Source organism: Burkholderia sp. AU45388 (assembly GCF_030481585.1).
Classification (GTDB): domain Bacteria; phylum Pseudomonadota; class Gammaproteobacteria; order Burkholderiales; family Burkholderiaceae; genus Burkholderia; species Burkholderia sola.
In genome coordinates this window covers 105,508-130,208 of the sequence record NZ_JAUJPV010000010.1, presented here as the reverse complement: position 1 = coordinate 130,208, position 24,701 = coordinate 105,508, and the positions used below count along the sequence as shown (strand labels likewise).

Here is a 24,701-nt window from a genome sequence, read left to right as displayed (position 1 = left end):
GCCCGCCCCCTTTCCCACCTGGAATTGCCATGAGCGAACTCACCGTCGAAGCGAGCATCGGCCCGGTCGATTATCTCGTCCACTTTACCGACGGCGTCCACCAGTGGCGCGCCGACGAACCCGCGTCGCTCGGCGGCGGCGATACGGCGCCAACGCCCGTCGCGCTGCTGCTGTCGAGTCTCGGCGCATGCACCGCGATCACGCTGAAGATGTACGCGCAACGAAAAGACTGGCCGCTCGACGAAGTGCACGTGACGCTCACGCACGAATCGGGGAGCGCGGGCAGCACGATCGTGCGCCGCATCACGCTCGACGGCGGCCTGACCGACGAGCAGCGCGAACGCCTGTTGCAGATCGCGAACGCGTGCCCGGTGCACAAGATCCTCACGCACCCGATCGCGATCGACACGGCGATCGCCTGAGCGCCTCCCGTCACCGCCACTGTTCCCGTCACGAGATTCCCGACATGTCCGCCCCGATCAAGACCCTGCTCACGCCGCGCGAAAGCGACATCGGCCACCTCGTCGTGCGCCGCGTTCTGCCCGCGCGCGCCGCGCGCCTCGTCGGCCCGTTCATCTTCTTCGACGAGATGGGCCCGGCCGTGCTGCCGGCCGGCCGCGGCATCGACGTGCTACCGCACCCGCACATCGGGCTCGCGACCGTCACCTACCTGTTCGACGGCTCGCTGATGCATCACGACAGCCTCGGCTTCCGGCAGAAGATCGTGCCGGGCGACGTGAACTGGATGACGGCCGGCCGCGGGATCGTGCATTCGGAGCGCTCGCCCGACGAGGATCGGCCGCGCGAGCAGCCGGTGCATGGCATCCAGACCTGGGTCGCGCTGCCGGTCGAGCATGAAGACACCGCGCCCGCGTTCGTTCACCACGCGGCCGACACGCTGCCGTCGTTTACGCGCGACGGCGTGACCGTGCGCGTGATCGCGGGCACCGCGTTCGGGCTCGCGCCGCCGGTCGCCGTGTTCTCGCCGACGCTCTATGCGTATGCGGAATTCGCGCCGGGCGGGCAGCTCGCGCTCGATGCGGAGCACGACGAGCGCGGCGTATATCTCGTCGACGGCGACCTCACGATCGACGGCACGCCGCTCGCTCCCGCGACGATGGCCGTGCTCGAACCGGGCGCGACCGTGGCGCTCGCAAGTACGAACGGCGCCCGCGTGATGCTGCTCGGCGGCGCACACCTGCCGGGCGAACGGTTCATCGAATGGAATTTCGTGTCGAGCGAACGCGCGAAGATCGATGCGGCGCGCGCCGCGTGGGCCGATCAGACGTTCGGCAAGGTGCCGGGCGAAGAAGGCGAATGGACGCGCCAGCCGGAACGCAAGGCGCAGTAAGCCGGTTCGCCCGGCACAGCGGCGGCGGTCGGCCATCCCGCCGGCCGTCGTGCGTTTACCGCTTCAATCCCATCAGCTTCGCGAGCGTCGGCCAGCGATCGAGCGACGCGTCGAACGCGCGGCGCGCCTGCTCGTCGACATAGCGCTCGGGATCGAGCGCGGGCAGATGCCGCGCGAGGCCGATCACGTCGTTCGGTTGCGACAGGCGATCGTCGTCGCCTTCGCCGGAAATCGTCACTGTTCGTCGATCCATACGCCGTCCGGAGTTTTCACCGCATAGCCCGCGGCGGTCTGCATCGTCACCGTGCCCTCGTTCTCGCCGACCATTCGCGTGCGCGGCAAATCGGCCGCATATTGCGCGAGCGTCGCGCCCGGCTTGAACGGGCTGTTCGACACGAGATTCGACAGCAACTGCGCGAGCGCGAGGAAGCTGGTCGGCTGGTCGATCACGGTCGTCGCGCCGTGGTTGCCCGTGAAGCCGACGAGCCGCACGCCGACCGGCCCGTGCACGATGCGCGGCGTCGGAATCTCGCGCAGCCCCGCGATCTGGTTCTTGTCGCCGCGCAACGCGGCGCCGTGCTCGGGCACGAACACGATCACCGCGCGGCGGCCCGATTGCGCGATCAGGTCGGCGAGACGGTCGAAGTCGGTCATCATTTTCGTCGCGCGCTGCGGGTACGAATCGATGCTCGTCAGCGCGCTGCCGACGACGCGGTTGCCGTCGTGCAGGCTGATCGTGTTGTAGTACAGCGCGACCGGCCCCGGCACCGCCGCGCGCTGCGCGTACCAGTTCGCGAGCGTCGAGTAGTCGTCCTTGATCGCCGAGCCGTCGAACGCATGCATCGCGACCGGCGCGGCCGCGTTCGAGATCATCGGCGCATCGGCCACGCCGATGTTGTCGTGGACCACCTGCAGGAAGTTGTCGAAATGGCCGTCGTGGTTCAGCAGCGACTGCACCGTGTAGCCGGCGCTCGCCAGTTGCGAGAACAAATGACACTGCGGCGGCGCGGGCTTGTACAGGTCCGCATGCGCTTCCTGCCCGCAGCTCGCGCGCAGCACGCGGATCGCCGCCGGGCCGCTGTAGCTCGCGGCCGTGCTGAAGTTCGTGAACAGGTAGTCGAAGTGGCTCAGCATCGGATGGTTGCGCACCTTCGCCGCGTCGAGGTCGTCCCACGACAGCGAGCAGATGTGCAGCACGATCACGTCGAACTGCGCGGCCGGATCGCTGCCGAGATGGCCGAACGCGACCTGCCGCTGCGACTCCTGCGCGCGGAATGTCGCGAGCGCCGCGTTGTGGTCCTCGGGCTGGTCGACGCGAGCGGCGCCCGCCGCATTCGCCTGCGTCTGCGCCGGCGCGGCGACGCGCGCCATCAGCCCGCTGCCGGCCTGCCACAGCGGCATCACGATCAGCACGGCCACCACGAACGTCGCGACGCGCAGCCAGCGATTGACGATGAAATAGACGATCAGCACGCCGACGATCGCCAGCGCCAGCACCGGCGGCAGCAGCCGCGGCAACAGCTCCATCCAGTAGTCGAGACGGAACGTGCTGACTTCGCGCGCGGCCTCGGCGAGACGGGCGAGCGGCGGCGCATGCAGCTCGCGCGCGAGCAGCGGCACCGCGATCGTGATCGCCACGACCTGCCGGACGATGCGCCACGCACGCGAGCGGATCGGCGCGCTCGCCACCAACGCCACCGCGAACGCGAGGTTCGCGAGCCAGAACGGCTGCAGGTGCCCGGTTGCGAACAGCGCGAACTTCAGGATGAAATACAGATTCCAGAACGTCATCTAACCCACTCCATGATGCGCGCCGCGTCAGTCGCGCGCGCGATCGAGTTTCGGCGCAAGCATGGCCTGCACGCCACGCACCGCACCCTTCCACATTCGGACATAACCGTCCAGCCCGATCCGCAGCACTTCCTTGAGGCCGCCGAGCGGCGTGTCGGGCCGCGCGCTTTCGTGCCAGTCGAGCCACGCGTCCGCGCGGCCGAACGTGCACTGCACGAGCTGGCGCTCCTGCTCGAGCGTCAGTTCCTCGAAGCTCACGCCGACATGCGTCGGCGTCGCGCGGGTCACGCGCACCGGGAACGGAAACGCGCGGTCGCCGCGGGTCACGCACACCGTCAGCGTGTCGCCGACGGCGAGCGACAGCCCCGGCACCGCTTCGAGCCCGAGGCCGCCCGTCGAGTAATCGCTCGTGAAGCACGCGGCGGTCGAGCCGTCGGCGAGCAGCAGCATCGCCGGCACGCGCATCGCGATCCGGTGCGTGACGCGCACCTGCTTGGTCTCGCGCGCGACGGCCAGCGCCGCGCCGAGCATCGCGAGGTTGTAGACGGTCCAGCCGAGCGTGATCAGGATCGTCGACGCCTCGTCGCCCTGGTCGACCACGAGCCGCCACAGGCCGGCGACGATCGCGAGCACGTTCAGCGCGAACAGCACGAGATACGGCTTCGAGGTCGACCAGTCGACGTAGCCTTCGTCGATCTTGCCGCCCTTGTCGGTCACGTTGAACTTGCCGTGCTTCGGGCTGAAGAACGCGACGGTGGTCGGCAGCGCGATGTACCACGCGAGCACCGATTCGTAGACCTCGGCCCAGAACGAATGACGGTAGCGCCCCTGCATCCGCGAGTTCGCGACGTTCGCGAGCACGAGGTACGGGATCACGTAGCTCGCGAGCGCGAACGACGACGCGTTGATGAAGTACAGGTGGAAGAACAGGTACGCGAGCGGGATCGTCAGGAAGATCAGCCGCGGAATCCCGTAGAAGAAATGCAGCATCGCGTTGCCGTAGCAGATCCGCTGGATGAAGCCGAGCCCGCGCCCGAGGAACGGGTTGTCGATCCGGAAGATCTGCGCCATCCCGCGCGCCCAGCGCGTGCGCTGCTTCACGTGGCCGGCGAGGCTTTCGGTCGCGAGGCCGGCCGCCTGCACGGTCGGCAGGTACGCCGACGTATAGCCGCGCCGATGCAGCTTGAGCGCCGTGTGCGCGTCCTCGGTCACGGTCTCGACCGCGACGCCGCCGACCTCCTCCAGCGCGCTGCGCTTGAGCACCGCGCACGATCCGCAGAAGAATGTCGCGTTCCACAGGTCGTTGCCCGACTGCACGAGGCCGTAGAACAGGTTGCCCTCGTTCGGGACCTCGCGGAACGTGCCGAGATTGCGCTCGAACGGATCGGGCGAGAAGAAATGGTGCGGCGTCTGCACGAGCGCGCATTTCGGGTCGCGCAGGAACACGCCCATCGTCGTCTGCAGGAACGAGCGCGTCGGCACGTGATCGCAGTCGAAGATCGCGATGTAGTCGCCGTGCGTCTTCGGCAGCGCGCGGTTGATGTTGCCGGCCTTCGCGTGGAGGTTGTCGTCGCGCGTCAGGTAGTCGATGCCGGCCTCGGCCGCGAATGCCGCGAACTCGGGGCGCCGGCCGTCGTCGAGCAGGTACACGCGCAGCTTCGCGCTCGGCCAGTCGATGCTCTGCGCGGCGAACACCGTCGGCTTCACGACCGACAGCGGCTCGTTGTAGGTCGGGATATAGACGTCGACCGTCGGCCAGGTGTCCGGATCGTCGGGCAGCGGCACGATCGGCCGGTCGAGCGGCCACGCGGTCTGCACGAAGCCGAGCAGCAGGATCATCCACGTATAGGCTTCGGCGCCGTACAGCAGGTAGCCGGCGACGGCTTCCACCGGGCTGCGGAAGTCGAGCGTCTGCGTCGTGCGCCACCACACGTAGCGCAGCGTGGCCAGCAGCGCGAGCGACGCGAGCGCGAGGGTCGGCAGATGGCCGGGCAGGCGGCGCAGCGCGAGCGCGAGCACCGCGACGATCGCGAAGAACGCGAACTGCGCGCCGGGCATCAGCGGCGACATCCCGGCCGCGGCCCACAGCACCGCGCCGGCGACGAGCAGCAGCGGCGCGAGCCAGCGGCGCCGGCCGACGCCGTTCGCGCGCGCATCGAGCCAGCCGCCCCAGCGCGCCCACGGCAGGCGCTCGAGCATCGCGTTGATGCGCCGGGCGACCGCACGCCCGGCCACGTAGACGGGCACGACGAACGTGTCGAACCACGCGAGCGGATCGCGCGCGGGCCGGCCGTCGGCCGCACGCGGCGCACGCACGATCGCGCGCCACAGCCATTCGCGCACGCTGAGCGGCTGCAGCACGCCCCAGTCGTGCGCGAGCCGCAGGAACGCGACGCGCACCCAGCGGCGCACGTGATCGGGCCGGCCGGGCGGCGGCGCATGGAAGAACAGCCGCACGAACCAGTCCACCCGCGTGCGTTCCGCGGGCAGTCCGATGCCGCGCGCGCACCAGTCGGCCGCGCGACGGCCGAACATGCGCAGTCGCGACGCGAGCGCGGCCTTCATCGCGCGGCTCCCGCGCGGTTGGCGACGGCGGCCTTCAGCCACGTGTCGACCCAGTTCGCGACGCCGTTCAGGTCGTGCGACGCCTGCGAATACGGCGCGTCGTCGAAAATCCAGCTGCCGCGCGCGAGCGCTTCGGGCACCGCCGTATCGACGTGGATGCGCTGCTCGAGCATCGACGCCGGCCCCGCGACCGCGCGCAGCATCGCCAGCGCGTCGCGCTGCATGTCGCGCGCCGGGTTCAGCCGGTTCACGACGATCTGCAGTTCGCCGCGGCCGGCCCGTAGCGCGCCGAGCCGCGCGGCCGTCGTCGCGCAGGCGACCGGCTCCGGCTGCACGACGACGAGCGTCAGGTCCGCGCGGCGAATCGCCTGCTCGGCCTGCGGCGACGGATAGCGCGCGGTGTCGACCAGCACGACGCCGTCGGCCGGCAGCGCGATCTCGTCGAGCGCGCGCGACAGCCAGGCCGGATCGGCGGCGAGCTGCGCATCGCACGCGGCGGCGCCGGCCGCATCGACCTGCCCGTACGGCACGAACAGCACGCCGTCGGCGTTGCGCCACGTGTGCGCGTGCCACGGTTCCGCACCGCCCAGCAGGCCGTGCGCAAGACCCTGTTCGGCCAGCGTGTCGAGGCCGAGCGTCGCGCCCATCAGGTTCTGTGCATCGAATTCGACGGCGACGACCGGCCGGCCGCGGCGCGCGAGCAGCACCGCGAGCGCGGCGGCCAGCGTCGTGCGGCCCGCGCCGCCCGTCGTCGACGTGAGGGCGATCGTCTTCATCGTGCCCCCTTGCCAGCGCGGTTATCGCGGTCATCGCCTTCTTCGCCGCCGGCGCCCGGCAGCAGGCGGCCGCGCAACGCGACCGGCACGAGTTCGCACGGCACCGCGTCGCGCCGGTCGATGCCGCGCGGCGCGTGGAAGCCGCGGCCGACGCCAAGGTGCTGCGCGACGATCCACACCGGCACCGCGATCACGATACCGACGATGAAGCCGATGACGAGTTCGGCGATCATGCGTTCTCCTGCTTGCGCAGCGGCATCGCGCTGCGGACAGCGCCGCGCGCACGCACGGCGGGAATGACGGGCTCCGGCGCCGACGTGTCGGCGGCGGCATCGGCGGCGGCAGGCTCGGACGCCTGCGGTGCGCCGATCGCGTCGAGCGTGACGACGGTATCGATCGCCTCGATCGCGTCGCTCACCTCGCTCGCGTCGGGCAATGCCGTGCCAGCGCCGGCGTGCGCGGGCGGCGCCGCGCGTGCGGCGCCTGCCGGCTGCGTCGCCGCGAACAGGTCGCTGTAGTCGGCGATCGGCGCGCGCCGGTTCTCGGCCTTCAACGCATCGAGCTCGGTGTCGATGCTGCCCTGCCCGAGACACACGACGCGGTCGGACAACGTATCGACCGGCACCTCGAAGATCCGCGCGAGCGCGTCCTCGGCGTCGACCGGCTCGCACGCGAACAGGAACACGAACAGGTGCCCCGCATCGGCCGTCACGACGTCGCCCGCGCGGCGCGGCCGGCAGTGCCGCAGCGCGTCGACGTGCGACACGCCCGGCAACAGCGTGAGCTTCGCGAGCGTGTGCGGCAGCGCGAGCACCGCGCCGCGGTCGAGCACCGCGCGAATCCGCAGGCAGAACGCGCCGACCGGCAGATAGCCGAGCACCGAATCGCCGAGCGCGGCCGCGAGCGCCGCGCGATAGTCGGCCGCGACGGGCCGCGCGTAGAGCTGGCCGTGCAGCGCGTGCACGGCCGCCTGCATCCGCGAGACGGGCAGGTCGCGCGCGACGACCCGGTTCGCGCCGACGCTCAGCACGAGCACCTCGAACTGCTGGCGCAGCACCTCGCCGCGCTCGACGACCGCGATCTTCAACGCGCCGCCGCATTGCCGGCGCAGCGCGTGCACGTCCGCGCACAGCGCTTCGAGCTGCGCGTGCGAGCGGAACACGAGCACCGCGGTCGCGGCCTGCGCGTTCGCGCACGCGGCGACGACGGCCGCGTTGTCGTCGACGATCTCCCAGCCGTCCGGCACGCGGCTCGCGCCGTCGAGCACCGCGCGGCTGACCACCACGCGATCCTCGTCGCTCGCGAGCTTCATCCGGCGCGCCGGTTCGGTCGCGCCGCCATCGACGCTCGCCGACAGCCGGCCGCCCGGCGCAAAGCGCAACGGCCGCACCTCGCCGGCCGCGAGCGTGTCGCCCGCGCGCCAGAAATCGACCACCCACAGCAGCTCGCCGTGGGTGCGCTGCAACTGCGCGACGCCCGAGCAGATCCCGTGGAAGCCGCTGCGCGGCGTGCGATCCGCCTCACGCACGAGCGGTGCATCGTCGGCGCGCGCGGCGCCGCCCGCACGAGTGGCTTCGGGGTCGAGCAGCAGCACGAGCGCGATCCGGCGCGTGCGGCACCAGTCGGCCAGCGCGTGCGCTTCATCCGCGAGCGCGACCGGATCGTCCCAGCTGAACCAGCGCTGCGCGCCTTCGACGAAATACAGCGACCGGGCATGCAGCCCGTAGCGCTTCATCGCGCGCAACCCGCCGGTCAGCCGCGCGAACGGGCCCGGCGCCACGCCGCGCGGCGCGTCGGCGGTCACGCCGGCGTCGGCCGGCTCGGCCGCTGGCGGCATCGCCAGCACGTTCAGGTTGCGCGGCCAGCCGGCCGGCTGCGCGCCGCCCGCGAAGCCGAGCGATTCCATCCGTGCGGCGACGCGCGCCGGATCGCGCGCGAGCACGATCGTGACGTCGCGCGTGCGCGCCTGGCGCGCGCTTTCCCACACGAGCGCGTCGCATCCCGGCGTGCCGCCGGCCGCGTAGATCGCGTAAAGGCCGCCGGCCTCCAGTTGCGTCCACGTATCGGGCAGGCCGTCGATCGCGAGCCGGCTCAATGCGCCGGCGCGGCCGCGCGCCGACCCCACACGCAGCAGCGCGCGCAGGCGATCGACCAGGCCGGTGGCGCCGGGCGCGGGGCGGGTGGCATCGAATTCCGTCTTCACGCGTTCCCCTAGTAATCCGAATAAAGCCGCACGGGCGTCGGCGTCACGAGCCAGTTGCGCGGCGCGCGCGCATCGAACGCATAGCGCAGGTACACGAGCGCCGCGCTCGGCGCATAGTCGTGCGACCGGTCGATCTGCAACTGCGCGCCGACGCTCAGGTGCGGGTTCACGCGATACTCGACGATGCCGTTCACGCCGTACGAGAACGACACGCCGCGCGTCGAACTGCCCGCATACACGAACCCGGCCGCCACCTGCGCGGCGCGCTGGCCGGTGAGCGTCGGGTAATACAGCGAATCCTTCTCGTAGCTGTTCGAGATCCCGCCCGTGACGGTCAGGTCCCACGACAGCGCATCGTGCCGCCCCGCCCATTCGATCGGCACGCCGAGCGACAGATAGCGCTGCGGGCTGTAGTAACCGCCCTGCCCGTACGTGTAGTAGCGCAGGTTCTGCGCGTAGTGCCACGCATTGCCGACGAGCCCGGTGCTGACCTTCATCGTCGCGCGCTCGTACACGGGCACCGTGAAGCCAGTGCGCAGCGTGACTTCCGCATTGCGTTCGACGTTGCGGCCGGACAGCACGCCCGCGCCGAGTTCGGCGAACAGGTTCGTGCGGCCGATGTCGACCGACGCGCGCAGGTTCACGCCGTCGCGGCGCACGCCGCCCCACACCGCGCCCGTCCACGGGTCGCGCATCCCGGCGTACGACAGCACGCTGCTCGTTTCCGGCCGCCGCGACGCATTCACCGAGAAGCTCGCGGGGCCCGCGTCGAAGCGGTAGCGCACGCCGCCGACCAGGTAATGCACCGGGAAGCCGAGCGGCGACGTGCCGAGATCGAAACGCCATGCATCGGACAGATAACCGGCGCCGAGCGCGACGCCCGTGGCCGTCTGGTGCAGCGAGCCCGGCGGATTCGCGATCGATGCGGGTGTCAGGGCGTTCTGCGCCCTGAGCCCCGCGTACGTGCCGAACGTCTTCAGCGAAAACGCGTCCGGGTTGCTCGTATCGAGCGTGCCGGGGTCGAGGTGCACGGTGTCGATCTGCGCGAACACATGCCCGTCGTAGCGGACCGGCATCTGCATGTAGATCGGCACCTGCTGCGCGCGATACGACGAGATGCCTTCGTCGCCCGATTTGTATGCGGGGATCCAGCCGGTCTCGATCTCGGGGTTGCGCCGCTGCGCGAGGTCCGCGAACGCAGCCTGCGCGGGCGTGAGCCCGTCGCGGCCGGGGCTCACGCCCGTCGTGCGTTCCTGCGACTGCGACAGCCGGTACAGCGACGCCGCGTCGTCATAGCGGCCCTGCGCCTCGGCCACGCGCCCGGCCGCGACCGTCACGTCGGCGCGTGCCGGATACGCGGCCTGCAGCCGGTCGGTCACCTGCGCGGCTTCGTCCGGGCGGCGCAGCGCGTTCAGGCGGCGCACGGCCGACAATTGCGTGTCGACGTCGTCGTCCGGCGTGCGCGCCAGCACGGCCTGCACGCGCTCGCGTGCGGCCGCGCGGTTACCGCTGTCCTCGTCGATCCGGGCGAGCGCGAGCTGCGTATCGGCATCGTCCGGCGTACGCGCGACGACCGGCGCGAGCGCCTCGCGCGCCGCATCGTAATGGCCCTGCGCGCGTTCGAGATCGGCGAGTTCGAGCGCATAACGCTTGTCCGCCCGGCCGGCCGGGCTCGCGCGATCGAGCAGCGTGCGCGCCCGTGCATAGTCCTGTCGTGCGATCGCGTCGTCGGTCTGCCGCAGCACGAGCCGCAGCGACTGATCCTCCAGTCGCGCCGTCTGCGCGGGCGTCAGCGACGGGGCGCGGCGCAGCGTGTCGAGCCAGGCGGCGAGCGCCTCGTCGCGCCCCGCGCTGCCGAGCAGGTCGCCGTAGCGCAGCCGCACGTCCGCATCGGCTTCGGCTTCGCGCGGATGCGCGGCGATCCAGTCGCGCAGCGGCGCGAGGCCGCGCTCGGGTTCGCCCGCGTCGATCCACTGCGCGCCGATCGCCGCGAGCATGTCGGGATCGTCCGGCGCGCTCGCCTGCGCGTGCGCGAGCGTGGCCGCGAAGGCCGCGCGGTCGCCGCGTGCGTGCGCGCCGCGCGCGTCGGCCAGCGCGCTTTCGGCATCGAGCTTGCGCGCGAGCGCGCGCATCCCGTCCGAGCGGTGCGCGTCGTCGACCGGCGCCAGCGCGGCCTGCGCACCCGCGACGTCGTCGATCGAGTTGCGGTACAGCGCGCTCGCGTAGCGCATCTCGGGCGTATCGCTTCGCGCGAGCCCGTCGTCCATCACCGTGCGGCCGAGCTGCGGCAGCCCCATGTCGCGATAGAGGCGCGCCAGCGCGAAGCGCGTCCACGGCGCGTCGGGCGCCGCGCGCACGGCCGCCTCGTAGCGTTGCGCGGCCGGCCCGCGCGCCCCCTTGTCGGCCAGCGCCCGCGCTTCGTTCGCGAGCACGTCGCCGCGCAGGCCGTCGAGCGTGCGGCGATCGTCGGCGCCCGTCACACGCCCTTGCAGCGCGTCGAGCAGCGGGCCGATCCGGTCCGCGCGGCCGGTGTTTTCATACAGCGTGGCCGTGTCGCGCACGGCCGACAGGCTCGGCGAACGCGCGGCCAGCAAGCCGCGCAGCAACGGCTCCGCCCGCGCCCAGTCGTGCTGCGCGAGCAACGCATCGGCGAGCTGCAGCTTCGCGTCGGGGTTGTCCGGCTGCATCGCGAGCGCTGCACGCGCGGCGCGCTCGGCATCCTGCGGGCGCCCGGCGCTGGCCGCTTCGCGGCCTTGCGCGAGCAGCCCCCAGAACTGCGCGGTACGCGCGAGGCCTTGCCATTTGCCGCGCTGGTCGGTCGCACGCAACGCGGCTCGCGCGAACAGCGCGCGCGCTTCGTCGTGGCGCCCTTCGCGCAAACGCAGCAGGCCGAGCCCGCCCAGCGCGTCGGCGTCGTCCGCCCGCGCCCGCGCGGCGCGCGCGAGCAGCGGATCGGCGGCGGCCAGGTCGCCGCGCGCGAGCGCCTGCAACCCGCGCTGCTGCGCGATGTAGTCGGGATCGCGTTCGAGCCGGCGCTGCGCGTCGCGCTGCTGGTCGAGGGCGGCGGCGCGATCGCGGAATTCGGTGTCGTCCGGCGCGAGCGCGAGATACGCATGCAGCGCATCGAGATACGCGGGATCGCTGCCGGCCGATTGCAGCACGCGCCGCCACAGCGCCATCGCTTCCGTATGGTCCGCGTCGGTGCGCTTCGCGAGCGACGCGGCGATCCGGTTCGCTTCCGGCCGCGTGTCGTCGCGCTGGTTCAACAGCCGCGCGAGCGCGACCGACGCGCTCGTGTCCCGCGGATCGGCGGCGATCGCGCGGCGCAGCGCGGCGATCGCCGGCTCGCGGCCGCCCGGCGCATTCGACACGATCTGGTAATACTCGGCGCCCAGCGCGCCCGACGGCGCGCCGTTCGGAAACAGCGCGACGATCCGCCGGGCCGCCTCGTCGGCGCGGCCGCTGCGCGCGAGCAGCCGAATCTGCGCCATCTCGCCGCGCCCGCTCGTCGCGACGCGGTATTCGTCGGCCACCCGCCGCGTGCCAGGCGCATTCGGCGACTGCGCCTGCAGCCGCGCCAGCGACGCCTGCGCGCCTTTCGCGTCGCCGAGCCGCAGCAGCACGCGCACCTGTTCGGCCAGCAGGTCGGGGTCGCCCGGCGCGATCAGCAAGCCCTTGCGCAGCGCATCGCGCGCGAGATCGTCGCGATGCTTGATGCCCCACATCCGCGCGGTGTCGAGCTCGCGCCGCGCATCGGCGGCGGCCGAGGTCGACGGTGTCGCGGGGTTCGCGATCGCCGTGCCCGTGGCAGCACCCGGCGCCGCCGCGCACACCGACGACGCGAGCCACGCGAATCCCGCGACGTGCGGCGCGGCGCGCTTCAGCGGGCGGCGCACGAACGGCCTCCCCAGCGGGTGTCGAGCGTGCCGTCCGCCCCGAATCGATAGCGGCCGTCGCGCCAGCCGAGGCCGAACAGCGTCAGCACGCTCGTGTAATAGCCGGGCGCCGACTGGCGCGCGAGCGCATCGACGCGGGCCGCCTGTGCATCCGCGAGCGCGTGCTGGCCGCGCGCGTCGAGGAACGGCACGGCCGCCGCGGAGAAGCCGCCGTTGCCGTCGTTCGGCCCCGCGACGCCCGTCGTCGTATCGACCTTCTCCGGCGGCGCGCCATGCGCGGCGATATGGTCGGCGAACGGCGCGAAGCGTGCGAGCAGCGGCGCGGCAAGCGGATCGGCGCGGTCGAGCGTGCCGGCCCACAGATACACGCGGATCGCGTTGTACGCGCTCTCCGCATGCGTGTCCGGATCGGGCCCGAAGCCCTTGCCCGCGCGATACAGCGCCCAGTCGGGCGAGAAGCCCTTCGGCGCGGTGTCGAGCAGCACGCGAGCGGTGCTCGATGCCAGCGCGCTCCAGCGCCGGTCGTCGGGCAGCCGCACGCCGAGCGCGCGAATCACCTGCGGCGGCGAATAGCTCGGATTCACGCGCCATTGGCCGTTGGCGAGCTTGAAGCCGGTCGGCCCCGGCAGCAGCGTGAGGCCGAGGCCCGGCACGGTCGCCGTCTCGTCGTCGAGCACGCGCTTCGCGAGCAGCGCGCCGCGCGCCGTATAGCTGCGCTCGTGCCACAGCCGCCCGGCCTCGACGAGCGCATACGCGATCCACAGGTCGGCGTCCGACGCCGCGTTCGCGTCGAGCACGCGCCACGCGCCGTCGGGCGCGCGGCCCCACAGCCACGCCGGCAGGTGCGCGCTCAGGTCGCCCTGCGCGAGGTTGTTCTCGGTCCATGCGAGGATCGTGTCGAACATGCGCCGGTCGTTCGCGACCAGCGCGAAGAAAAGTCCATACGCCTGCCCCTCCGACACCGTGCGCGAATCGGCCGAGCCGACGTCGATCACGCGGCCGTCGGCCGAGACGAAATCGCGCTTGAACGCGTCCCAGCGCGGCCACGCCGCGCCGCATCCCGCGCCCGCCGCATCGGCCGCACTGGCCGGCGCGGCGTGCGCGCGCGTGGCCACGCCGGCCGCCGCGCACGTCACCGCAACCGCCAGCGCGAGCATCGCGCCGACACGCCGCGCCGGCTGCGTTGCCCGTCGCTTCGTCATTGCCCGCGCCATCCGTTACATCCCCCGTCGACGCGCGGCGATTCGCTGCAGCACGCTGAACACGCCGAGCGCGAGCAGCAGCCCCGCGGCGACGCCGACCGCGCCGAGTACGACCGGATGCCGTGCCGCCTCCGTCCACACGCGCGCATACCACGGCACGAAGCCGACCACGTAAGGCTCGCCGACCCGCAGGCTGTCGACCCGCCCCGGCCGCACCAGCGCAAGGTCACCCTGCAGTTGCGACACGAGCCCCGAGTTCTCGAACACGTCGAGCAGATCGCCGAGGCGCGGCTGGTCGGTCGCCGTCAGCGCGACGACGCTGCGGCCGTGACTGTCCGGCAGCTCGAACCCGGCGAGCGCCGCGAGCGGGCCCGCCTGTTCGATGTGCGCGCCGCCGTCGGGGAGGCCCACGCCGTTGCGCCAGCGTTCCTTCACCGTGAACGCGACGCGCGTCGCGCCCGCGCCGCCCGCGCCGCCGGCCCCGCCCGGCTCGCCGATCGCGAGCGGCAGCGCCGTGCGCCACTGCGCGAGCAGCGGCGACGCCGGCGAGCCGTCGATCACGAGCAGATCCTTGTGCCCCGACAGCGCGGCGACGTCCCCGGGCCGCGCGACCTGCACGCGCAGCGCCGGGAAGCCGGTCCATTCGCCCATGTGGCCAAGCATCGTCAGATAGGCCTCGAGCTCCTGCGGCGACGGCCGGTCGGGCATCACGACGGCCGTCTGCGACAGGTCGGCGAAGCGCGTGAACGGGAAGCCGCTGTTCGCGAAGAACGCGAGGTTCGGCAATTGCGCGTAATGGACGAAGTGCGAGAAGTCGATCGTCGAATCGGGATCGATCGCCGCGCGCTGCGGCTCGGTGGCCGTGCTCGAACACAGGCCCGTCTTCTGCGAATCGAGCGTGAAGCGGAACTGCAGCTGGTTGCCGCTGCCGACGCGGAACGCGGGAATGTCGACGTCGCTCGTCACGCGCCCTTCCGGCACCGACAGCAGCGGCAGCTGCATGCGGCCGTGCGCGTCCTCCGCCTGGGCCGGCCCGAGCCGGTACGACTTCACGAGCTGATCGTTGATCTCGATCGCGAGCGTCGAATTGTCCTGCACGGTCGGCGCCGTGTAGCGGTAGCGCAGCGTGATCGGCACGCCCGCGCCGTTCCACGAATGCAGATCGGCCGGCACGCGCAGGTTCAGCCGGATCGCGTCGGGCGTCGTGCCGCGCACTTCCAGCTGGTGCGGGTCGTTCACGAGTTCGCGGAACGCGATCGGCCGGTTCACCGGCAGCCAGCGCGGCGCGTCGTACGGCTTGCGCGGCGCGCCGAGATCGACGTGCGCGACCGTCGCCGCCGGCCCCGACAGCGCCGCGCGGCCGAGCACGAGCGTCGCGACCGCGTCGTCGACCTCGGCCGCCGTGCGGCCCGTGACGACCAGCAGCTTGCGGCCCGGCGCGGCCGGGTTGTCGGCGACCGCGAGCAGCGGGCCGTCGACTTGCGGCAGCGCGAGACCGGCCGGCAGCGTCGCGACCGTGCCGACCACGACGGCCTGGTCGTCGGCCGGCAGCGCGGTCGACACCGGGAAGCGCGCATGCCGGTAGTCGGCCAGCGCGCCGAACCACGACGCGAGCACGCCCGCGCTGCGCAGCGTCGCCGAATCGGGCGTGGCGGGCAGCACGAACGGCAGCCGCAAGCGGCCGTTGTCGCGCCGGTCGAAGAACGGCGCCGGCAGCAGCGCGAGATCGTTCGGCAGGCGCACCGGCGCTTCGTCGAGGATCAGCTCGCTCGTCGGGCTCACGTCGGCCCACAGCGCCGAGTTCGCCGGATCCTCGCAATGGTCGAGCGTGTAATGCGCGATCAGGCGCAGGCCGATCTGGTTGAAATCGGAAAAGTAACGCGGATCGATTGGGATTTCCTGCGTCACCGTGCGGCCCGCGCGCGCGGCGTCGAACGGGACGGTCGCGATCACCTCGCCGTTCACCGACACCTTCAGGTGCGACAGCGGAAAGACCAGCGACGGCGAATACGCGTAGGTCAGGCGCAAGCGCGCGCCCGTAATCACGCGGTCGAGCCGCACGCCGGCGTTGATCGTGCGCGCGTCGTCTGCGCCGCGCAGGCGCAGCGGATCGAACGCGCCGAGCGATGCGAACGGCAAGTGGACGGTCGTCGCCGGCAGGCCGGCGGCCGGCGCGCTGGCCGCCGTCGGCGCCGCCGCGGGCACCGCGGCCGGCGCGGCATCGGGCGCCGCCGCGCGAGCGGCCCCGGCCGTCGACGCGGCAGCCGGCACGGCCGGCATCGGCGCGGCCGACAGCGCGGCTGCATGGAAAGCGCCGGTCATCGCGGCCGTCAGGACGAACAGCGACACGGCGGGCTTCATGCGCGGCCTCGCGTCGTCACGATCGTCCGGTGATCCTGCGCGTCGCAGCAGACGCGCGCAAAGCAGCTATGCCCGTGAGTGCACATCCCCTCTGCTTCCCCTCATATCTGGCTTGATTGCATTTATCGGTACGACGCGGCGGATGCTTCAACGACCGGTTCGTCGCGCTGACGGACGCCTGGCACCGGCGCCCGTCATTTGTCACACTATCTTAAAAATAGAACAAAACTTACCGTGATTCGCGACTGAGAGGCGAAAAAATCTCAATTCGGTCGGAAATGCCGCGCGGGAAGAGTGAATGGCAAGCATTGCGCCGCTGCCAGCCGGACGGCTGGAACGGCATACTGCCGGCGCGATACGGCTGGCCGGGCATCGGCCCCGTTCCGTTGCGGACGGCCCGGAACGCGCTGCCGCAAGCGGCGCGTATGCTACCGCAAGTACACGCCGCGCGACGCACTTTCTTCATGGAAAACTGACCTGGATCAAATCAGCGACTCCGCCACCCCGTCGGCCGGGACGCTGCTGCGCAGCATCGCCGCGATGCTGTCGGACGACGGCACCGACATGCACGCGCTGATCGAGCATGCGGACCAGGCGATGTACGAAGCCAAGCGCACGCGGACGCAACGGGCGGCCCGCGCGTAACGCGTGACGCGTCGCATGCATCGCTAGCCGATCGGCGACACCGCGATCGCGATCCCGACGACGAGCCACTGCACGATCGCGACGAGCACGGCGGCACGGCACAGCCCGACCGCGCCGCGCACGCGCGCGTCGAGCGTGCGTCCGGCCTTCGTCGCATCGATCCAGCCCAGATCGACGAGCGCGCGGTCGAGCGCCGCCAGGCCGCCGTCGACCGCCCCGTCGCCGTCCATCGCCCGCGCCAGCGCGGCAAACAGCCGTCGATCGATCTCGATGCGCACCGCGTACCACAGCGCCGCGATCCCCGACCCCGTGCTGACGACGGCCAGCAGCACGCGGCCGAGCGTCGCCGGCGGCCAGCCCGCCGCAATCCATCCGCCCGCGCCGGCCGCGGCCAGCGCGGCCGCGATCGCCCACGCGCCCGCGTCGAGCGCACCACGCGCGGCGGCGATCCTGAACGGGCCGGACCGATCGCCCATCACACGCGCTCCGCGTCGCGACGGCGATCGATCCATTGCTGCAGCACGGCCACGCTTTCATCCGACCATACCGCGTGCGGCCGCACCGCGCGCACCGCGGCCAGCGCGTCGCGCGCATCGGTCAGCCCGCGCCGCGCGGCGAGCCACGCGGCCGCGCACAGCACGCTGCGCCCGTAGCCGAGCGCGCAGCAGACCAGCACGTCGCGCCCTTCGCCATGCAGGCGTTCGAGCGCCGCGACAGCCTGCGCAAGCTGCGCCGCCGTCGGCGCGACGAGATCGAGCTGCGGCACGCACGCATACGCGAGCAACGCATCGGCCGCCGCCCAGCGCGGCATCTCGGCGGTCAGGTCGACCAGCGCGGTGAAGCCGTGGCGCCTGATCTCGCGCGTGGTCGGCGTCCGGCCGATCGACACGCGTTCGTCGATCCGCATGGGTGCCGGCTGCCGGAACGTCCACAGCCGCGAATTGACGAACGCGCCGGCGACCGTCGGCGCGAGCAGCCAGCCGATGAAGACCGGAAACCGGCCCTCCGCATCCTTCTGGAACGCGCCCGGCGCGCCGCGCCGGTACGCCCATGCGACGCAGGCGAGCGCCAGCGCAACCCACCCTGCCGCCAGCGCCCAGCCCGGCGCGCGCGGCACGCACGCCAGCGCCGCGAGCGCGACCAGAGCGGCACCGCACGCATAGCGGCGCGCGAGCGCGCGACCGGCCGCGGACGGCGACGCATCGGCGCCCGGCAAACGGCCCGCGGCATCGCGCAGCGGAAACAGGAACAGCGCGAGACAGCCGACGGCCGCCCCGGTCGGCACGTCGATCGCATGATGCTGGTAAGTCGTCAGCACCGACACGCCGATCGCCGCGAACCACAGATGCAGCACGACACGCGCGAACGTACCGCGCAGGTGCTTCGCATAGACGGCCCACAGCACGACGAGCAACCCGATATGCAGCGACGGCGCCTGGTTGAACGGCTTGTCGAAGCCCATCAGCAGCGTGAACAGCACGCCGGTCACGCCGCCCGCGTCGGGCCGCTCGAAGCCGAAACGCAGCGGCCACGCGATGAAGCACGCGACCGACACCAGTTGCACGGTCAGCAGCCGCTTCACGTGATCGAGCAGATCGTCGCGGCGCGTCCAGAAGAAGAACGACAGCGCATACAGCAAGTCGATCGACCAGTACGGCACGATCGTCCACGGCACGAACGGGATCGCATGCTCCCAGCCGAACGCGAACGTCGGCACCGCGGCGCGGCGCGCGGCGAGCCAGTTCGCGAAGCCGTACGTCGAGAAGAACACGGCGCCCATCGCCGCGAGCCAGCACACGCGCAGCGCGAACGACGCGTCGCGCGCGCCGGCCGCCGACTCGGCCAGCCCGCCGCTCGCATCCGCATCCACACCCGCGCCGCCGAACGCGTTCATGACGCGTCGACCCGCTGCGCGAGGCTGACCGTGAAGATGCCCATCTCGTCGATCCGCTGGTCGAGCTTGCGGAAGCCCGCCCGCGCGACGAGCTCATCCATTTCGGCCTGCGAACGGCGACGCATCACCCAGGTCGATTCGCCGCGGTGATTATTCAGCGCACGCGCGATGAATTCGAGCTGCGGATGCCACGGCTGCCCCGTATAGACGAGATAGCCGCCCGGTGGCACGGCCTGCGCGAGCCCGCGCAGCGAGCGCTCGATCAGCGCGTTCTCGCCGAACAGCTCGTAGAGACCCGACACGATCGCCAGCGTCGGCCGCGGCTCGAGCGTCGCGAGGGACGCCTCGTCGAACGCATCGCCGCGCTCGAAGCGCGCGATCGGCTCGAGGCCGCGCTGCGCGATCAGCACGCGGCCGGCCTCGACGTTCGGCGGGCTGTAGTCGCGCAGCGTGATGTCGTCGGGCGCCGCGCCGTCGCGCTCGGCGGCCGTCGCGATGGCGTCGAGCACGTAGCGCCCGTGGCCGGCCGCGATGTCGACGATCCGCACCGGCGTGCCGTTCCCGCGCAGGCGGCCGATCGCCGTGCCGATCAGTTCCTGCAGATGCACCTTGCGCTGGCGGATGCCGACCCAGCCCGGCGAATCGAGATACGTGCGGTCGACCAGCGCGCCGATGCCGAATCGTCCCTGCGCGCGGTTGCGGTACACGTAGTCGAGCGTCGAGCCCGAATCGAAGCCGAGCCGCAGCCCGAGCGCGATGCCGTCGGACAGCGCGCCGCCGGCTTTCAGGCCGGCGCGCGTGAGCGCCCAGTACGCCCGGGCGAACACGTTGGCCGGCGGCCGGCCGAGCGCCGCGTATTCGTCGTGGAACGCGCCGCGGCGGTCGGCATCGGCGAGCGACACGCGCGGGCTCGGTGCGTCGAACTCGCGCAGCACGAACGCACGCAGCGGCGCGAGCGCCTGCGCGCGGTCGCGCTCGCCGAGCGTGTCGTGGTAGAAGCCCGGCAGCACGATGCGCTCCTTGCGCGCCGAGCCGAGCCGCTCGAAGAAACGGTCCTGCGGGCCGCGATGCACGACCCAGTCGGCGCCCGAGATCAGCAACTGCGTCGGCACGGTGATCGCGGCCGCGTCGGCGACGATGCGCTGCGCGGTATCGTGCAGGTCGAGCAGCATGTTGACCGCGATCGGCCGCGTGATCAGCGGATCGGACGCGTAGCTCGCGATGCGCTCGGGGTCATGCGTGAGGAATTTCGGCTTCACGTAGCTGTTCACGTAGAACAGCCCGCGCAGCCTGTGCATCAGCCGTAGCCCCGGCCGCGCGAACGGCACGTAGAGCTTGATGTGGAATGCCGGCGACGCGACGACGAGCGCACGGATCGGCGGCGCGTAATCGTGCGCCCAGGTCGCCGCGAGCACCGCGCCGACGCTCTGGCCGACGACGGCCATCTCCTCGATCGCGATGCCGTGCGTGTCGCGGATGTGCTCGACGAAGGTCTGCAGATCGCGCACCGACGCGGCAGCGCTCGGGCTGTAGCCGCGCGCGCCCGGCGAGCGGCCGTGACCGCGTGCGTCCCATGCAAAAAACGCGAAATCCGGCAGGTCGAGCTCGTCGACGAGGTGCGCGACGCGCGCCGAATGTTCGTGGCCCCGATGCAGCAGCACGATCGCGCCGCGGCAGCGTGGGCCCGTCGCGGGCCAGTGACGATAGAACAGCGTTGCGCCGTCGTGCGTGATGAAGTCGGCCTCACGGGCCGTGCGTGCGTTCATGCGATCTCTCTCGTTTCGTTATTCGAATCATGTGGCGCCGCCCTCCCGCGCCCGGCTGTCAGCCGCCCGCTTCGGCGATCCCGGCCCGCACGCGCCGCACCGCCGTCACGATCGACAGCACGATCAGCAGCCGCCACAGCCACGCGGCGACGCCGCCGACCGGCAAGCCGAGGCCGATCCACAGCGCGAACGCGCCGAGGGCCAGCGCCCGGTCGCTCTTGCCGAACGGGCCGTCGTAGCGGCGCGTCGCGCCGACGAGCGGGCCGATCAGCCCCGCGCATTCGACGATCACCGCCGTCAGCGCGAACAGCCAGACGTCCGCCGGCGCGAACGCGGAAATGGCGAGGAACGGCAGCACGAGCGCGATGTCGGACACGATGTCGCCCAGCTCGTTCAGGTACGCGCCGAGCGTGCTCTTCTGCCCGTGCTCGCGCGCGAGCATCCCGTCGATCGCGTTGAGCGCCATGCGCGCGAACAGCCACAGCGGAATCAGCAGGAACAGCGGGCGGGCGAACACGCCGAGCCCGGCGAGCGCGCCGACGACGATCGATCCGCCGGCCGCGAACAGCGTGACCTGGTTGGCGGTGACACCCCGTTCGGCGAGCGAATTCGCGAACGGGCGCAGACGGTTCTGGAATTTGGGTTTGAGTGCGTAGAGGCTCATCGTTTCGTATTCGTATTATTCGCGCGGCACGGCCGGATACGTTTCCCGCCGCCATGCCCCGGGCGGCGAAACGGCCTTCGTCGGCCTGGATTGAACGGCCCTCATCGTCGCCGAGCGGCCTCGATGCGTCAAGCCTGCGGGCCGGCCCGCCAGCGTGGCGCCAATCTGGCGTTTTTCGGCGAAACTCGCGATAATCCGCTGGCCCGATCGCCGCGAGATTCATTCGAACGGCAGACGGGCACTCGTGCAACAGCCGATTATCACGCCGCCGACCGGCGCATTCGCCGCGACGCAACAGCGTGCGACGGCGAATCGTCCGATTATCGCGGACCTGCGACAGGCAGCCACGAATTTTGAAAAAATTTAAACAAGAGCCGTCCGGCGCGCATCCTGCCGCGCCGGCATTCGGGGGTTCCGTCCGCCGCGCATGCATGCAGGAGGCCGCGCGCCGATGAACATCCTCAACGTCTGGCAGCGCGATTTCCTGCTGTCCATCGTGCGGCTCGTCGCCGGCGCGTATCCGGTGTGGCATCAGGCGCCGCCGTCCCCGACGCAGAAGATCTATTTTTCCAACCATACGAGCCACATCGACACGCTCGCGATCCTCGCCGCGCTACCGCGCGACGTGCGCGCGGTCGTGCGGCCGGTCGCCGCGCGCGACTACTGGGACAGCAGCGACCTGAAACGCCACATCGCGCAGAAGCTGCTGAACGTCGTGCTGATCGACCGTCATCGCGAATCCGGCGGCGATCCCCTCGACCCGGTGCGCGACGCGCTGCGGCAGGGCCACTCGATCATCATCTTCCCGGAAGGCACGCGCGGCGCCGACGTATTGCCGCAGCCGTTCAAGAGCGGGCTGTTCCATCTGGCGACCGAGTTTCCGGACGTCGCGCTCGCGCCCGTCTACCTCGAGAACCTGCAGCGCATCATGCCGAAGGGCGCGATCTGGCCCGTGCCGCTGATCTGCAAGGTGCATTTCGGGGCGAACGAAGCGCTCGGCGCCGACGAAGACAAGCCGACCTTCCTCGCCCGCATGCGCGACGCGGTCATCGCGCTCGCGCCGCCGCAGCGGCCGGCCGGCTGAACGCGGCGCGCCCCCTTCTCCCTTTTCCGGATACCAACCATGCGAACCCTCTTCTGGGAACTGGTCGCGGGCGTCACGGGCGTGCTCGTCGTCGCGACCGTGATCGGCGCGATCCTCGGCGCGCGCAGCGGCGGCACCAGCGCGACCATCGTCAACCTGAACCAGCGCATCCGCGCGTGGTGGGCGATGATCGCGATCATGGCCGTCGCGATCGGCCTCGGCAACAACGTCACGTACCTGGTGTTCGCGCTGCTGTCGTATCTGACGCTGCGCGAATTCATCACGCTCACGCCGACCACCGCGAGCGACCATACGACGCTGTTCATCGCGTTCTTCATCGCGATCCCCGTGCAGTACCTGCTGCTCGGCATCAACTGGTACGGGATGTACTCGATCTTCGTGCCCGTGCACCTGTTCTTCGCGATGTCGCTCGTGTCGGCGCTCACGCAGGACACGCGCGACTTCCTGAGCCGCAACGCGAAGATCAACTGGGCGCTGATGGTGTGCGTGTACGGGCTGAGCCACGCGCCGGCCGTGCTGATCCTCGACATCCCGCGCTACGCCGGGCAGAACGCGCTGCTGCTGTTCTTCTTCCTGTTCGTCGTGCAGATCAGCGACGTGCTGCAGTACGTGGTCGGCAAACTGTTCGGACGCCGCAAGATCGCGCCGCAGCTGTCGCCGTCGAAGACGGTCGAGGGTTTCATTGGCGGCGGCCTGCTGGCGACGCTGTGCGGCGCGTCGCTGTATCGCGTGACGCCGTTCAGCTTCGGCGCGGCGTTCGGGATTTCGCTCGCGATCGTGATCGCGGGCTTCGTCGGCGGCCTCGTGCTGTCGGCCGTCAAGCGCTCGCTCGGCGCCAAGGACTGGGGCTCGATGATCGCCGGCCACGGCGGCATGCTCGATCGCGTCGACTCGATCTGCTTCGCCGCGCCGGTGTTCTTTCACCTCGTGCGTTACCTGTACGTGTGATGTGCGGGCGGTGCGAGGCCGCCCGGCGTACGTCACAACTTGTCGCGGATTCAGCGCTGTGTCGGTCGTCTAGCTGAAGTGGCACTAGCAAGCGTGGCGTTCGAACATCGATAGCTGACCAGAAAAACGTCGGCTTCCGGTCCTCCTCGTCGGCATTATTGAATCCATGAAATGCCGGGCGGCTCGATCGCGTATTCATCAAAACTGGGCCGTTAGCTGGAAGTCGAGCGTGACACGGTTCGTCGGAAAGCCGGACGGCTTGTACACCGGCGTACCGGCGAACAGGTCGTACCCGTATCCGCCGAAACGCGTCGCGACGCTCCCCTTCACGCCGATCACCGCGCCTGCCAGTTGCGTGCCAACCAGCGCGACGGGCTGCGGGCCCCATACGCGGCCATAGTCGAGGCCCACGTAAACTGCCGTTCCCGTCTGTCCGATCGGCGCCTGGAGCTCGTTGCGCCAGTAGAATCCCCGGGAAGCCGCCAGCATCGTCTCTCCATCGAAGCCGCGTACCGTGTAACGGCTGCCGATCGTCAGGTCGTCGATGTAGTAGAGGGTGTTGCCCGTGTACTGGCCGTGGAATGTCGTCACGTAGCGGAACGGCTGCTGCGCGATTAAGAACGGTACCGACAGATTCGCGTCGAGCACGGCCATCTTGTAGCGATAGGTCGGGCCGCCGTCGGATGCCAGCATGTCGTCCTGCGCGCCGAATGCGCCGATGCCCTGGCGATACGCGAGCGTGCCGTCGATCTGCGCTTGGGTATATTTTCCTTTGCGTTATCTGCAAGCTGCTTCGCAAGCGTCTTTTCATCCGGATGAAACTGCCGATTGAACCGATCAACGTTATACCCAGAGAACGCCCCCGATTCACCGCCCACGACACCACCGGCCCCCGTCGCAAGCGCATTGGCCACAATGTTGCCCAGCGCCTGATTCATATTGGCGTTCCCGGTCGGATCGCTGCCTGCGATCGCACTGCTCAGTTCGTTCAGCTTGCCGGAGGCGATCGACGCGATCGACGCGATCGCCGCACCGGCTGCGCCACCCACCGCATTGCCGCCTGCCAGTCCAGTCACAACGCCGCACCTGCACCTTTCATCAGTGCGCACACCTTCGAATCGTCAAAGCGCTATAAGTCATATTGATCCCGTACACCGCCTTCCCTTCGCTATACTCGACACCTCTTCGCACTTCCGCACTAATACCTTGTTTGCAAAGAATAATTACACCATCCGAATCAACTTCCCTCCATCCGATACGCTTCAATCCTTGACTGTATTTATCCCCCAATTCTGGCACCCACGTTTTCGCGTCGATCCCCACATACAAATATGCAGACCCGTACTTATAATTATGCGATCTCATCGCCACAACACCACCATTCATCAAAATGACATCCATGTCGCGCCGCATAATTCCAAATTTTTCACCTCCATCAGTCGGATTGTTTCTCACCCCCAAAGTCATAAAAATAAATCCAACAACCGCAACAACAATCCAAATCTTTTTATCCAATTTCATCTTTGTCATGCGG

At 70.6% G+C, this 24,701-nt stretch carries 18 protein-coding genes and 1 pseudogene; 4 read left to right on the top strand and 15 right to left on the bottom strand.

Going from position 1 to position 24,701, the window contains the following annotated elements; translation table 11 throughout:
* Positions 1–29 precede the first annotated feature (29 nt).
* Together QZM72_RS18145 and QZM72_RS18140 are read left to right on the top strand one after the other, a co-directional pair.
* A complete protein-coding gene (locus tag QZM72_RS18145; RefSeq protein WP_301738856.1) occupies positions 30–422 on the top strand; it encodes an OsmC family protein in 393 nt (130 codons plus the stop codon).
* 44 nt (positions 423–466) lie between these two features.
* Positions 467–1,351: a pirin family protein gene (locus QZM72_RS18140; protein WP_301738854.1), complete on the top strand. Its 885-nt coding sequence runs from the start codon at positions 467–469 to the stop codon at positions 1,349–1,351.
* Between the two features lie 55 nt (positions 1,352–1,406).
* On the opposite strand, the gene QZM72_RS18135 is transcribed toward QZM72_RS18140, so the two are convergent.
* The 13 genes from QZM72_RS18135 to QZM72_RS18075 all read right to left on the bottom strand — a co-directional run bounded on the left by QZM72_RS18135 (position 1,407) and on the right by QZM72_RS18075 (position 21,114).
* The gene (locus QZM72_RS18135; RefSeq protein WP_069617189.1) at positions 1,407–1,604 is read right to left on the bottom strand and encodes a hypothetical protein; all 198 of its coding nucleotides are present in this window, start codon (positions 1,602–1,604) and stop codon (positions 1,407–1,409) included.
* The gene (gene bcsG / locus QZM72_RS18130) at positions 1,586–3,142 is read right to left on the bottom strand and encodes a cellulose biosynthesis protein BcsG (protein WP_301738852.1); all 1,557 of its coding nucleotides are present in this window, start codon (positions 3,140–3,142) and stop codon (positions 1,586–1,588) included. The genes QZM72_RS18135 and bcsG overlap by 19 nt, the downstream gene beginning before the upstream one ends.
* Before the next feature lie 27 nt (positions 3,143–3,169).
* Positions 3,170–5,707 (bottom strand): UDP-forming cellulose synthase catalytic subunit, encoded by a 2,538-nt coding sequence (gene bcsA, locus QZM72_RS18125; RefSeq protein ID WP_301738851.1) that lies wholly within the window; start codon positions 5,705–5,707, stop codon positions 3,170–3,172.
* A complete protein-coding gene (gene bcsQ / locus QZM72_RS18120; RefSeq protein ID WP_301738850.1) occupies positions 5,704–6,483 on the bottom strand; it encodes a cellulose biosynthesis protein BcsQ in 780 nt (259 codons plus the stop codon). The genes bcsA and bcsQ overlap by 4 nt, the downstream gene beginning before the upstream one ends.
* The gene (locus QZM72_RS18115) at positions 6,480–6,716 is read right to left on the bottom strand and encodes a hypothetical protein (RefSeq protein WP_301738849.1); all 237 of its coding nucleotides are present in this window, start codon (positions 6,714–6,716) and stop codon (positions 6,480–6,482) included. Before QZM72_RS18115 ends, bcsQ begins: the two co-directional genes overlap by 4 nt.
* Entirely contained in the window at positions 6,713–8,686 is a 1,974-nt protein-coding gene (bcsE, locus tag QZM72_RS18110; RefSeq protein WP_301738848.1) for a cellulose biosynthesis protein BcsE, read from the bottom strand. The genes QZM72_RS18115 and bcsE overlap by 4 nt, the downstream gene beginning before the upstream one ends.
* Before the next feature lie 8 nt (positions 8,687–8,694).
* Complete coding sequence (locus QZM72_RS18105; RefSeq protein ID WP_301738847.1) at positions 8,695–12,582, bottom strand: cellulose synthase subunit BcsC-related outer membrane protein; 3,888 nt, start codon at positions 12,580–12,582, stop codon at positions 8,695–8,697.
* Entirely contained in the window at positions 12,567–13,796 is a 1,230-nt protein-coding gene (gene bcsZ, locus QZM72_RS18100; RefSeq protein ID WP_301738845.1) for a cellulose synthase complex periplasmic endoglucanase BcsZ, read from the bottom strand. The genes QZM72_RS18105 and bcsZ overlap by 16 nt, the downstream gene beginning before the upstream one ends.
* Before the next feature lie 3 nt (positions 13,797–13,799).
* Positions 13,800–16,145, bottom strand: coding sequence for a cellulose biosynthesis cyclic di-GMP-binding regulatory protein BcsB (gene bcsB / locus QZM72_RS18095; RefSeq protein WP_301738843.1), 2,346 nt, complete (start codon positions 16,143–16,145; stop codon positions 13,800–13,802).
* A gap of 668 nt (positions 16,146–16,813) precedes the next feature.
* Positions 16,814–17,266 carry a hypothetical protein gene (locus tag QZM72_RS18090; RefSeq protein ID WP_089467210.1) on the bottom strand — a complete coding sequence of 151 codons (453 nt, stop codon included), beginning with the start codon at positions 17,264–17,266 and terminating at the stop codon, positions 16,814–16,816.
* The gene (locus tag QZM72_RS18085) at positions 17,266–18,684 is read right to left on the bottom strand and encodes a phosphatase PAP2/dual specificity phosphatase family protein (protein ID WP_301738841.1); all 1,419 of its coding nucleotides are present in this window, start codon (positions 18,682–18,684) and stop codon (positions 17,266–17,268) included. Before QZM72_RS18085 ends, QZM72_RS18090 begins: the two co-directional genes overlap by 1 nt.
* Positions 18,681–20,450 (bottom strand): bifunctional alpha/beta hydrolase/class I SAM-dependent methyltransferase, encoded by a 1,770-nt coding sequence (locus QZM72_RS18080; protein WP_089467208.1) that lies wholly within the window; start codon positions 20,448–20,450, stop codon positions 18,681–18,683. Before QZM72_RS18080 ends, QZM72_RS18085 begins: the two co-directional genes overlap by 4 nt.
* A 58-nt stretch (positions 20,451–20,508) precedes the next feature.
* Positions 20,509–21,114, bottom strand: a complete 606-nt coding sequence (locus QZM72_RS18075; protein WP_089467207.1) for a CDP-alcohol phosphatidyltransferase family protein — start codon at positions 21,112–21,114, stop codon at positions 20,509–20,511.
* Between the two features lie 451 nt (positions 21,115–21,565).
* On the opposite strand from QZM72_RS18075, the gene QZM72_RS18070 reads away from it, so the two are divergent.
* Positions 21,566–22,198: a lysophospholipid acyltransferase family protein gene (locus QZM72_RS18070; RefSeq protein WP_089467931.1), complete on the top strand. Its 633-nt coding sequence runs from the start codon at positions 21,566–21,568 to the stop codon at positions 22,196–22,198.
* 39 nt (positions 22,199–22,237) lie between these two features.
* The gene (locus QZM72_RS18065) at positions 22,238–23,167 is read left to right on the top strand and encodes a phosphatidate cytidylyltransferase (protein WP_301738839.1); all 930 of its coding nucleotides are present in this window, start codon (positions 22,238–22,240) and stop codon (positions 23,165–23,167) included.
* A 198-nt stretch (positions 23,168–23,365) separates the two neighbouring features.
* Here the strand turns inward: QZM72_RS18065 and QZM72_RS18060 are convergent.
* Both QZM72_RS18060 and QZM72_RS18055 read right to left on the bottom strand, forming a co-directional pair.
* Positions 23,366–23,923, bottom strand: a pseudogene (locus QZM72_RS18060) (ShlB/FhaC/HecB family hemolysin secretion/activation protein); the annotation flags it as partial.
* A 342-nt stretch (positions 23,924–24,265) separates the two neighbouring features.
* A complete protein-coding gene (locus QZM72_RS18055) occupies positions 24,266–24,697 on the bottom strand; it encodes a hypothetical protein (RefSeq protein WP_301738838.1) in 432 nt (143 codons plus the stop codon).
* Positions 24,698–24,701 lie beyond the last annotated feature (4 nt).

Bases quoted from the DNA above. Each gene is read 5' to 3' on its own strand.
- bcsZ (WP_301738845.1), bottom strand. From the start codon at position 13,796: ATGGCGCGGGCAATGACGAAGCGACGGGCAACGCAGCCGGCGCGGCGT.
- bcsA (WP_301738851.1), bottom strand. From the start codon at position 5,707: ATGAAGGCCGCGCTCGCGTCGCGACTGCGCATGTTCGGCCGTCGCGCG.
- bcsQ (WP_301738850.1), bottom strand. From the start codon at position 6,483: ATGAAGACGATCGCCCTCACGTCGACGACGGGCGGCGCGGGCCGCACG.
- QZM72_RS18080 (WP_089467208.1), bottom strand. From the start codon at position 20,450: ATGAACGCACGCACGGCCCGTGAGGCCGACTTCATCACGCACGACGGC.
- QZM72_RS18070 (WP_089467931.1), top strand. From the start codon at position 21,566: ATGAACATCCTCAACGTCTGGCAGCGCGATTTCCTGCTGTCCATCGTG.
- QZM72_RS18140 (WP_301738854.1), top strand. From the start codon at position 467: ATGTCCGCCCCGATCAAGACCCTGCTCACGCCGCGCGAAAGCGACATC.
- QZM72_RS18055 (WP_301738838.1), bottom strand. From the start codon at position 24,697: ATGACAAAGATGAAATTGGATAAAAAGATTTGGATTGTTGTTGCGGTT.
- bcsB (WP_301738843.1), bottom strand. From the start codon at position 16,145: ATGAAGCCCGCCGTGTCGCTGTTCGTCCTGACGGCCGCGATGACCGGC.
- QZM72_RS18145 (WP_301738856.1), top strand. From the start codon at position 30: ATGAGCGAACTCACCGTCGAAGCGAGCATCGGCCCGGTCGATTATCTC.
- QZM72_RS18075 (WP_089467207.1), bottom strand. From the start codon at position 21,114: ATGAGCCTCTACGCACTCAAACCCAAATTCCAGAACCGTCTGCGCCCG.
- QZM72_RS18090 (WP_089467210.1), bottom strand. From the start codon at position 17,266: ATGGGCGATCGGTCCGGCCCGTTCAGGATCGCCGCCGCGCGTGGTGCG.
- QZM72_RS18085 (WP_301738841.1), bottom strand. From the start codon at position 18,684: ATGAACGCGTTCGGCGGCGCGGGTGTGGATGCGGATGCGAGCGGCGGG.
- QZM72_RS18065 (WP_301738839.1), top strand. From the start codon at position 22,238: ATGCGAACCCTCTTCTGGGAACTGGTCGCGGGCGTCACGGGCGTGCTC.
- QZM72_RS18115 (WP_301738849.1), bottom strand. From the start codon at position 6,716: ATGATCGCCGAACTCGTCATCGGCTTCATCGTCGGTATCGTGATCGCG.
- bcsG (WP_301738852.1), bottom strand. From the start codon at position 3,142: ATGACGTTCTGGAATCTGTATTTCATCCTGAAGTTCGCGCTGTTCGCA.
- QZM72_RS18135 (WP_069617189.1), bottom strand. From the start codon at position 1,604: ATGGATCGACGAACAGTGACGATTTCCGGCGAAGGCGACGACGATCGC.